Raw genomic sequence first — 10,575 nt, 5'->3', positions numbered from 1 at the left:
ATGCGGCGATGAGCGTCGGCAGGTCATAATGCTTATAGCCGCGCAGGGCAAAGACGACTTCCGCCAGACCGCCCTGGGCCAGGCCGCTGATGAGCACCGTCAGGCCCCACTGGGAGCCGAGCAGGGAGGAGACGATGGCGCCCACCATCTCGGCGGCCAGCGCCGCGCCCGGCCGGCGCACGATGTACGGCACCAGGATGGCGGCCAGGAACCAGAAGCCGTAAAACAGGTCCCGCACGGCGTAGCCGTAGCCCGGGATGCCGGCCTTGATGAACTCCAGCAGTTCCCAGAACAGGCCCCACAGCCAGAAGAGGACGCCGATGACGCCGCCCAGCACGGCCGTGAGGATGGACTCCCAGGTGGTCCAGCGCTTGATCTCCTCGCTGGAGGCGATGGCGGCGCCGGCCGCCACGCCCATCGCCGCCAGCACTACGGCGTTGATGCCGTTCCACGTGACCCAGGCGCCCTCACCTTGGGAGGCGAACCAATACACCACCACGGTGGCGATGCCGAGCAGAGCGCCGGCCAGGATGATCGCCCAACCTCCACCCAAACGCCTCTCGCCGGTCATTGTACACCTCCTGCGAAAAACATGGAACAAATTGGCGCGTCATAAAACGAACGGCCGCCTGACCCGCGTATGCAGTCAGGCAGCCGTTGAAGTGTGCTCGACATCACACAGCTTCCCTACGCTGGCATTACCCAGGTCAGGTTCAAGGGGTCGATGCCTTCGCATCCTCTCAGCCCCGTACGGAGCTCCCCCAGCTGGCCCTATTCACTTGTCAACTTCATTATACCTCAGATAGGCGTAGATGTCAACAAATTCGTTAAAATCGTAGGGACACGGCGGCGCTGTGCCCCGCAATATGCTGGCCGGTTAGCCCTTGATGACACCCAGTGGACGGAAGCGGGCGACTTTGCGCGCCAGGCCGGCCTTGTGCACCACGTTCACCACCCGGTCCACATCCTTATACGCATCGGGGGCCTCCTCCGCCAGGCCGGCCATACTGCCGGCCCGCACGATGATGCCCTTCTGCCGCAGTTGCTGGATCAGCTCCTCGCCGCGGATGGACTTCTTGGCCTGGGCACGGCTCCAGACGCGGCCGGCGCCGTGGCAGGTGGTGCCAAAGGCATCGCGCATGGCCTTCTCCGTGCCCACCAGCAGGTACGACCCGGTGCCCATATCGCCCGGGATGAGCACCGGCTGGCCGGTATCCCGGTACGCCGGCGGGAGCACCGGATGCCCCGGCCCAAACGCACGCGTGGCGCCCTTGCGGTGCACGATGAGCTTCATGCGCTTGCCGTCCACGTCGTGCTCCTCGATCTTGACAATGTTGTGCGCCACGTCGTAAATCTGCCGCAGGTGCCAGTCGGAGACCTTGCCGGCGAGCACCTGTTCAAAGGTGCGCCGCACCAGCTCCGCCATGACCTGTCGGTTGGCCCAGGCATAGTTGGCGGCCGAGGCCATGGCGCCGAAATACGCCTGTCCCTCCGGCGAATTGAAAGGCGCACATACCAGCTCACGATCGGGAAGGGAGATGTTATATTTCTGCACCGCCTTCTGGAAGTCGCGCACATAATCGGAGCAGACCTGATGGCCCAGGCCGCGCGAACCGGAATGGATCCAGACCGCGATCTGGCCGGGGAAAAGGCCCCAGGCATCGGCCACCTCGGGGTCATAGACCTCCTCGACGACGGAGACCTCAATGAAGTGGTTGCCGGAGCCGAGGGTGCCCAGTTGGGGACTGCCGCGCTCGCGGGCATGCCGGCTGACCGCGGCGGGATCCGCGCCGGCGAGCGCGCCCCGCTCCTCCGTGCGCTCCAGGTCCTCGCGGGAACCGTAGCCCCGCTCCACCGCGAAGGCCGCCCCACGTACCATCACCTCGTCCAGCTCTTTGGTGTTCAACCGGATAGCGCCCCCCTTGCCCACCCCGCTGGGGATGTTCTGGAAAAGGGCATTGACCAGCTTCTCCAGGTGGGGCCGAAGCTCATCGGCGGTGATATTACTGACCAGCACGCGCACGCCGCAGTTGATGTCGTAGCCGGTGGCGCCGGGCGAGATGATGCCGTCGGGATGGCGCGTGGCGATCACGCCGCCGATGGGGGGACCGTAGCCCTGATGGATATCCGGCATGGCCAGCGTATACCGCACCACACCGGGGAGCGTGGCGGTGTTGACCAACTGCTCGATGGAGCGGTCGCCCAGGGCGTCCTCTAATATGGCCTCATCGGCATACAGCCGCGCCGGCACCCGCATATCGGGGCGGAACTCTTTCGGAATCTCGTACAGATACTCGTCAATCTTTCGCAGGTCGGTCTTCTTCACCATGGCACACCTCCTCGTCCATGCCAAAACGCCGGCCGCGCGTCCTCAAGTGTCGAACACGATGGTGGCATGCCACAATCCCTGTTCATCCTGCTCGATGCGCAGGTCATGGAACGTGGCCGCCTTCACCACCGCAAAGGTAGGATACCCCGGCTGGCCGGCGAATTCCCCTCGCAGAAGGCCGTCTTCCCACCGCACCCGAAAATCGCTGTACATCTCCCCCTGGGTCTCGCGCCAGAAAAGGAGGGCATTCAGCCAGTCCACCAGCGCGGTCTCCAGGTCTTCCGTCTCTATGGTAATCTCATGCCGGCGCTCGGGATGGATCGCCGAGATATCGGTCATCAGGCTGAACATGGCGCGCGCTGCCTGCTCAAAGAGCGCTTCCAGGCTCGGCGCCCAGACATGCACGGCGCGGTCCGCCACATGATTCAGCTCCTCGAAGCCGGCGGGGTTGCTGACGTTCCCCATCCCTGCTACTTGCCTCCCACGCGCAGAAGGCTCCAATCGCGGATGGCGATGTCCACACCGTCCCGGCGCGCCTCCTGGAGGATGCGGCGCGCCTCCTCCACGTCCCGCCGCATCTGCTCCACCAGCTCGCCGGCGGAAGCAAAGCACATCTCCGGCCGCATCCAGCGCACAAATTCCACCGCCAGATCGCACCCGTACAGCTCCAGACGCACGTCCAGCAAATGCACTTCCAGGATGTGCTTATTCTCGCCAAAGGTCGGGCGGACACCCAGATTGGCCACCGCCGGAAAGCGCTGTTGCCCCAGCAGGGCGAAGCAGGCGTACACCCCGTCGCGCGGCAGGGCGCGGTCGCCGTGCACCTCCAGGTTCGCCGTCGGAAAGCCCAGCGCCCGGCCGCGATGCCGGCCCGGCACCACCTCCCCCGAGACCAGATAATAGCGCCCCAGCAGGGCCGTCACTTCTTCGATCTTCCCCTCGGCCAGAAGCTGGCGGATGCGCGTGCTGGAGACCACCGCGCCGTTCAGGCAGACCGCCGGCAGGACGTGCACGCTGAATCCCCACTGCGCGCCCAGCCGGCGCAGTACCTCCACATTGCCCTCGCGTTGGTAGCCAAAGGTGAAATCCGGCCCCACCCATATGCTTTTCGGGTGGAGATGCTCCACCAAGATATGGACGAACTCGCCGGCCGATTTGCGGGCCAGCTCCATGGTGAATTGCATCAGGGCCATGAAGTCCAGGCCCAGCCGCTCCAGGATGGCGGCCTTTTCCCCCGGCGTCGTGATATAACGCACCCGGTTCTGGGCGCTGAGCACGTTCACCGGGTGGGGGTAGAAGGTGACCACGCCGGCCTGCCGGCCGCTCGCCCGCGCCTCTGCCAGCACCTCCCGCACCAGCGCCTGGTGCCCCACATGCACGCCGTCGAATGCCCCGATGGTGATGACGCTCTCGCCGTCCAGCCAGGTATGGTCAATATCGTCGAAAACTCTCATGGGCCTTCCTGTTTGTCGCTGTGCGAAGATGTCGCCCCGCCTTCCATGCCGGCCAGCACCACCTTGGGCCGCCAGAGGTTCGCTGTCGGGTCATAGTGCAGTATCGCTATCAGCCGGCCGTCATCGGAGTATGCCCGCACCGGGCGATCGTCCGCCGGCGCCGGGCCGGCGACCGCCTGCCCGAACCCCACCCGGGTAACCTCGTCGGATGACAAGACCATGGCCGGCAAATCCCCCAGCCCAGCATCCATGGGGAGCAGACAGCGCCTCCATCCGTCGGCGCCCGTCAATTCCTCCAGCGAAACAGCTTCCTCCAGCCGAAAGGGACCGCTCCGGGTGCGCACCAGGCCGGCCACATGGGCGCCGCAACCCAGCCGCCGCCCGATGTCATGGGCCAAGGAGCGCACATATGTGCCGGCAGAGCAGTCTATCTCCAGCGTCAGATAGGGCGGGTCCCATTCGACAAGCTCCAGCCGATGGATGCGCACCCGCCGGGGAGGAGCCGCCACCTCCTCGCCGCGCCGCGCTCGACGGTATAACGGCTCGCCGGCCTGTTTCACCGCCGAAAAGGCCGGCGGCTCCTGTTCGATCTCCCCGCGAAAGGCCGGCAGTACCGCTTCCACCTCCGGGCGGTCGGGCAGTGGGCCGTTGTGTTCATAGGTGATGCGCCCCTCCGCATCGTAGGTGTCGGTGCTCTGCCCCAGGCGCAGTGTGGCCCGGTAGCTCTTGTCATGCCCGATCAGATACGGCATCAGCCGCGTGGCCTGGCCCAGGCATACCACCAGCAGGCCGGTGGCCAATGGGTCCAGTGTGCCGGCGTGACCGACCTTGCGCTGACGGGTCAGCCGGCGCACCTTCTCCACCACGTCATGGGAGGTCCATCCGGCCGGCTTGTCGATCAGGAGGATGCCAGAGACGGGGTGCGAAGGAGATGAAGGGCCGGCCGGGGTTCCGGTTCGCTTGTCCGCCATAGACCTTACCGATACAGGGCGCGCTGTCCATCTATGGCGCGGCGCACCATGTCCAGCACGCGCGCCCGCACTTCCTCCAGCGAACCTTCCACGGTACAGCCGGCGGCCTGCGGGTGTCCCCCACCGCCCAGCGCAAAGGCCACGCCGGATATGTCAATGCCGGGCTTGGCACGAAAGCCCACTTCCACGGCATGGTCGCCCTTATCATAAAAGAGCAGGCCCACATCCGCCTCCTGGAGGGAGACGAGTAAGTTAATGAAGCCGCCGTCGCCTTCCTCAGGGTTGCCGCATTCGGCCTGCATCGCCGGCGTCAGCACCGCCCAGGCAATACGCCCTTCCAAGTGAACGGTGGGGATCATCTTGCCCCACAGGCACAGCATGGCATAGGGGCGCGAGTTCAGCGCCCGCTCCATCACCTCGGACAGGGAAGCGCCGGCATCCATCAGCCGGCTGGCCGCCCGCAGGGTATCCGATGTGGTGTTGGACGTGCGGAACCCCCGCGTGTCCATGACGATGCCGGTCAGCAGGGGCAGCGCGATCTCCCGGCCCATGGGCACGCCCAGCGCATCCACCAGGGAGATGATCATCTCCGAGGTGGAGGCCGCCTTCGGTTCCACCCAGTTCAGCGTGCCGAACATGACATTGGTGATGTGATGGTCAATGTTGATGACCGGCCGGCCGGCCGGCGCCATCACAGTAGAATAGATTGGTTCCAAGCGCGCCGTGTCACTGCTGTCCAGGCTGACGAACAGGTCGAAGGAGCCGGCCGGCGCTGTGGTGAGTTCCGCAAAACCCGGCAGGAAGGCGTACTTGGAAGGCGGCCGGTCCGGCAGGGCCGGCACCACTTGCTTGCCCAGCCGGCGCAGTGTCTCCCGCAGTCCCAACAGCGCGCCGACCGCATCCCCATCGGGGTCCATATGCCCGACGAGCAGGATGCGTTCGGCCTGACGCAGATAGCCGGCGATTTGGGCCGTGACTCCGCTCATTCCTCTTCTTCCGGCGATTCCTCATGCAGTGAGGCCAGCAGGCGGTCAATCCGCTCGCCCTTACGGATGGACTGGTCCCAGCGGAAGCGCAGTTCGGGCACGAAGCGCAGATACAGCGTTTCGGCCAGCGACTTGCGGAAAAAGCCGCGGGCATGCTCCAGGCCGGCCAGGGCCAGCTCCACCCGCGCCGGCTCGTCATCCAGCACGCTGAAGTATACGGTTGCCAGTTTCAGGTCGGGCGTGATCTCCACGTCGGTGATGGTCACTTCTGCTAAGCGCGGGTCCGAGATGCGCCGCTCCAGCAGAAGCCCCAGCTCCTCGTGGATCAGTTCCGCCACCCGACGTTGTCTGCGAGATACCACCTTCATCGTCCTTTACGCCCGGGTATACTGCTGACCGGGCCTATATGCTCACTGTACTTGCTGTTTGCGGTAGAATTCCAGAATATCGCCCTCGCGGAAGTCCGCGAAGCCCTCCAGCCCGATGCCGCATTCGAAGCCGGCGGCCACCTCTTTCACGTCCTCGGTGAAGCGCTTCAGCGAGGCCACCCGGCCATCGAAGATCACGGCGTCGCCGCGGTGGACCCGCACCTGGGCATCGCGCGTGATGACGCCGTCCATGACGTAACAGCCGGCGACCTGGCCCAGCTTCGAGACCTTGAAGACCGCCCGCACCTCGGCATGGCCGAGCACCTTTTCCTCGAACTTAGGCTCGAGCATGCCCTTGAGCGCCTTCTCCATGTCCTCCAGGAGCATGTAAATGACGTTGTAGAGGCGGATATCAACGCCTTCCTGCTCTGCCAGCCGGCGGGCGGCCTGGTCCACCTGCACGCCGAAGCCCACGACGATGGCATCCGAAGCGGCGGCCAGCATCACATCCGACTCGCTGATGTTGCCGGTGCCGGTATGCAGGATTTTGACCCGCAGTTCCTCATCGCCCAGGCGCTCCAGGGACTTGACGATGGGTTCGATGGCGCCCTGGACATCGGCCTTAAGGATGATGTTCAGCTCCTTGGCCTGGCCGGCCTTGATCCTGCTGGCGATGTCCTCCAGCGTCAATACACGCCGGGCGGCCTTGGCGGCCGCGGCCTCGCGCTGGCGGATGCGCTCCTCCGCGATGGCCTTGGCCTCGCGCTCCGAAGCCACTACTTCAAACAGGTCGCCCGGATTAGGCAGGCCGGACAGTCCCAGCACCGCCACGGGCATGGAGGGCGGCGCCTTTTTGACCTGGTTACCGCGATCATCAAACATGGCGCGCACGCGGCCGTACACCTCGCCGGCGACCACGTTATCGCCCAGCCGCAGGGTCCCGTTCTGCACCAGCAGGGTGGCTATCGGGCCGCGTGCCTTATCGATCTTGCTCTCCAGCACCGTGCCCATGGCCGGGCAGTCCGGATTGGCTTTCAGCTCGGCCACTTCCGTGACCAGCAGGATATTTTCCAACAGCTCGTCAATGCCCTGGCCCAGCTTGGCGGAGATGGGCACGCAGATGACGTCGCCGCCCCAATCCTCCACCACCAGGCCTTCATCGGCCAACTGCTGTTTCACCCGCTCCGGGTTGGCGTTGGGCTTATCAATCTTGTTCAGGGCTACCAGGATCGGCACCTGTGCGGCGCGCGCGTGGTTGATGGCCTCGCGCGTCTGCGGCATGACACCGTCGTCCGCGGCCACCACCAGCACTGCCAGGTCGGTCACCTGGGCGCCCCGGGCGCGCATGGCGGTAAATGCCTCATGGCCCGGCGTATCAATGAAGGTGATTTTCTTGCCATGCACATCCACCTGGTAGGCGCCGATGCGCTGGGTAATGCCGCCGGCCTCACTGGCCGCCACATTGGCATGTCGGATCGCGTCCAGCAAGGTCGTCTTGCCATGGTCCACATGCCCCAGCACCGTCACCACTGGCGGCCGCGGCTTCAGCTTGCTCGGGTCTTCCCGCTCGCAGATGAGCTTCCACAGGGGCTTGGCCTTCTCCGGCGCCTTCTCTTCCACCGCTTCGGGTTCCGCCGGCTTCTCTTCCACCGGGGTAAAGCCCAGCTCCGAGGCGACGATGGCGGCCGTATCGAAGTCAATCATCTGGTTGATGTTGGCCATCACGCCGTTGTTCATCAGCTCTTTGATCACTTCAATCGGGCTGATGCCCATTTTGGCGGCCAGATCGCGCACGCTGATGTTGGCCGGCAGTTCCAGCACCTTCTCCGCCGGCTTTTCTGGTGCCCGGGCAGGAGCAGATTCCGCTCGTTTTTCCTTCTGGGCCGGGCGCGCCGCTGGCGCCGGCTTGGGCTTCTTGGCAGCACCCGGCTTGGGCCGGCGGTTGAGGACTTTCTCCTCGACCTTTTCTTCATCGGGTGCGCGCACCTTGCGCCGGGCCGGCGCCCGCAGTTTCAGCTTTTCATCCTCTTCGTCTTCCTCTTCGATCTCAAAATCCCGCAGAATGCGCAGACGGCGCTTCCCCAGCAGGTCCGGCCCCAGAAGATCGTCCTCTTCTGGCAGGCGCGCCGGCTTGACCGGGGCCTTCTCCGGTTTTTGGGCGCTTTCTTTCGCTTCTTCCTCGACGAGGGGCTTGCGCGATTTCGTCATGGACACTCCTGCTCCTTTCCATTCGGGCCACCTGCCTCGGGCAGGATGGGTTCAGCCTGCCGGCGGGCCCGATCTTCCCCATCTATCATTGTATAAATAACCTGGACTTTTGTAAAATTTTACAGCATTTCCGTGAGTGATAATGCGCTGGCCCCCTGCCGGACCAGGTATTGTGCCTGGCCGGCGGCCAGCAGTCAATGAGGATCAACAGGAGGGTTCGCAGAGGCGTTTGGTCAGGGGAAACGGTAGTATCCCCCTGTTCAGCACGTGTTCCGGGGCATTACGCCTGTGCCCAGGCACCTGTTTACGTGCTCATATGCTCCTCCGCGTCTTCTCCCGTTGTCCCCGATCCGTTCCCAGGGTGATGTCCACTGCCGGCCTGCACCGAGAGTGAGGAGGCTCACCCCTGGCCGGCGGTTTCGACGCCGGCTTCCTCAGGCATGTTTTCCATGTGCGCCCGCAGTTGGGCGCGCTCTTCCTCCGAAAGGGTGGTCTTCAGCGCGTGTTCCAGGGAACCGCGCTTGAGCGCCAGCTCCCAGCAGGAGCGCCGGCGGCAGAGATAAGCGCCGCGGCCGGCGCGCTTGCCCGTCGGGTCCACCACAATTTGGCCCTCTGGTGTGCGCACCACCCGCACCAGCGTGCGCTTGGGCTGTGTTTGGCGGCAGGCCACGCATGTGCGCATGGGAATATGCTTGGGCGCCATCTTTCCGCTCCTTGATCCCGCCGGCCTCGACCTCAATACTCCCATTCCGTGCGCTGACGGCCCGGCTTGCGCTGGCGCTTCACCACCAGCTTGCCGCTCGCCTCGTCGAATTCCAACAAGGCGCGCTTTTCCTTGTCCTTGGGTTTGCTGCGCGGTTCAAACTCATCGTCATCGGCCTGCGGGTCCCAGCGCAGCGAGTCAAGAGTGGCCGGCTCTTCCTCTTCTTCCACCTCTTCCGCCGTCATGGCCGCGCTCTCGACCGCCGCTTCGGGTTCTGCCGCTGGGGCTTCTGCCACTGCCGGCTTCTCGCCGACAGCCGGCAGTTCCTCGTCATCCAGCCAGAGCTTCACCGTCTCTTCCACCGGCTCGGGTTCCTCGGCCGGCGGGCGCGAGGCCAGGATCTGCTCGGCGCGCGCCAGCAGTTCTTCAGCGCTCACCGGCTTGGGTTCTGGCTTGGGCTGGGCCGGCGCGAACATCTCGGCGGCCGCCTCGGACGTGCTCTTGATATCAATCCGCCAGCCGGTCAGTTTGGCCGCCAGACGGGCGTTCTGTCCCTCTTTGCCGATGGCCAGCGAGAGCTGTTTGTCCGGCACGATGACCAGTGCGGTCTTGCCGCCCTCCGCGTCCTCGTAGAGATGTACCTTCGCCACCTGGGCGGGGCTGAGCGCGTTGGCGATGAAGACGGCGGGATCCGGGCTCCACTCGACCACATCGATCTTCTCACCGTTCAGCTCGTTGACGATGCCCTGGATGCGGGTGCCCCGCATGCCGACGCAGGAGCCGACGGGGTCCACGCCCGGGCGGAGCGCCGCCACAGCCACTTTGGAGCGACTGCCGGCCTCGCGGGCGATGGCCTTAATCTCGACCGCGCCGTTGGCGATCTCCGGCACTTCCAGCTCCAACAGCCGGCGCAGCATGTTGCGGTGCGCGCGCGACAGCACAATGCGCGGCCCGCGCGAGGTCTTCTCGACCTCCAGCACATAGGCCCGGATGCGCTGATTCAGACGGTAGCGCTCGCCGGGGATCTGCTCCGCTTTCGGAAGCATCGCCTCCGCCTTGCCCAGGTTCACCACGATGGCGTGGGCATCTATGCTCTGGATGACCCCGTTGATGATCTCTCCCTCTTGCTCGGCAAAGGCCTGATAGAGCGCGTCGCGCTCTGCCTCGCGAATGCGCTGGAGGATGACCTGTTTGGCCGTCTGCGCGGCGATGCGGCCGAAGTCCTTGGGGGTCGTCTCGATCAGGACCACATCCCCCAGCTCGGCATCCGGCTTGATCTGGCGCGCTTCGGCCAGGGAGATCTGCACCCGTGGGTCTTTGACCTCCTCCACCACGGTCTTATGGGCGTAGACCTTCACCTCGCCGGTCTCTGGATCGATTTTGGCGGAAACATTGCCGGCCGCGCCAAAGTTGCGCTTATAGGCGGTCACCAGAGCGGCTTCCACCGCTTCCAGCACCACCTCTTTCGACAACTGGCGCTCGGCGCACACCTGATTCACCGCCAGGATAAATTCGTTTCTCATTGCTCCCGCTCTCTCCTTTACAGCAAACCCATC

At 64.9% G+C, this 10,575-nt stretch carries 10 protein-coding genes and 1 riboswitch; all 10 genes read right to left on the bottom strand.

The annotated features are described in order from the left end of the window. Nucleotides 1–571 (bottom strand): ECF transporter S component (locus H5T60_07090; GenBank protein MBC7242195.1); only part of this gene is annotated, 571 nt, incomplete at its 3' end. Nucleotides 572–667: 96 nt separating this feature from the next. Beyond that, a riboswitch (TPP riboswitch) is annotated at nt 668–773 on the bottom strand. 104 nt (nt 774–877) lie between these two features. Further along, nucleotides 878–2,329: an RtcB family protein gene (locus tag H5T60_07085; GenBank protein MBC7242194.1), complete on the bottom strand. Its 1,452-nt coding sequence runs from the start codon at nt 2,327–2,329 to the stop codon at nt 878–880. A 42-nt stretch (nt 2,330–2,371) separates the two neighbouring features. After that, a complete protein-coding gene (locus H5T60_07080) occupies nt 2,372–2,794 on the bottom strand; it encodes an archease (protein MBC7242193.1) in 423 nt (140 codons plus the stop codon). Nucleotides 2,795–2,799: 5 nt separating this feature from the next. After that, on the bottom strand, nt 2,800–3,783 hold the full coding sequence (locus H5T60_07075) for a bifunctional riboflavin kinase/FAD synthetase (protein MBC7242192.1): 984 nt from the start codon (nt 3,781–3,783) through the stop codon (nt 2,800–2,802). Further along, nucleotides 3,780–4,754, bottom strand: a complete 975-nt coding sequence (truB, locus tag H5T60_07070) for a tRNA pseudouridine(55) synthase TruB (GenBank protein MBC7242191.1) — start codon at nt 4,752–4,754, stop codon at nt 3,780–3,782. Before truB ends, H5T60_07075 begins: the two co-directional genes overlap by 4 nt. Before the next feature lie 5 nt (nt 4,755–4,759). Then, nucleotides 4,760–5,740 (bottom strand): bifunctional oligoribonuclease/PAP phosphatase NrnA, encoded by a 981-nt coding sequence (locus H5T60_07065; GenBank protein ID MBC7242190.1) that lies wholly within the window; start codon nt 5,738–5,740, stop codon nt 4,760–4,762. Beyond that, complete coding sequence (rbfA, locus tag H5T60_07060) at nt 5,737–6,108, bottom strand: 30S ribosome-binding factor RbfA (GenBank protein MBC7242189.1); 372 nt, start codon at nt 6,106–6,108, stop codon at nt 5,737–5,739. The genes H5T60_07065 and rbfA overlap by 4 nt, the downstream gene beginning before the upstream one ends. 42 nt (nt 6,109–6,150) lie before the next feature. Then, on the bottom strand, nt 6,151–8,316 hold the full coding sequence (gene infB / locus H5T60_07055) for a translation initiation factor IF-2 (GenBank protein ID MBC7242188.1): 2,166 nt from the start codon (nt 8,314–8,316) through the stop codon (nt 6,151–6,153). Between the two features lie 400 nt (nt 8,317–8,716). Continuing rightward, nucleotides 8,717–9,019 carry a YlxR family protein gene (locus H5T60_07050; GenBank protein MBC7242187.1) on the bottom strand — a complete coding sequence of 101 codons (303 nt, stop codon included), beginning with the start codon at nt 9,017–9,019 and terminating at the stop codon, nt 8,717–8,719. Between the two features lie 32 nt (nt 9,020–9,051). After that, nucleotides 9,052–10,542, bottom strand: coding sequence for a transcription termination/antitermination protein NusA (nusA, locus tag H5T60_07045; GenBank protein ID MBC7242186.1), 1,491 nt, complete (start codon nt 10,540–10,542; stop codon nt 9,052–9,054). Between the last annotated feature and the right edge of the window lie 33 nt (nt 10,543–10,575).

It is taken from the genome of Anaerolineae bacterium (assembly GCA_014360855.1).
Taxonomy (GTDB): domain Bacteria; phylum Chloroflexota; class Anaerolineae; order JACIWP01; family JACIWP01; genus JACIWP01.
Note: the sequence above shows the minus strand (reverse complement) of the source record. Positions and strands in the feature narration are given on the sequence as shown.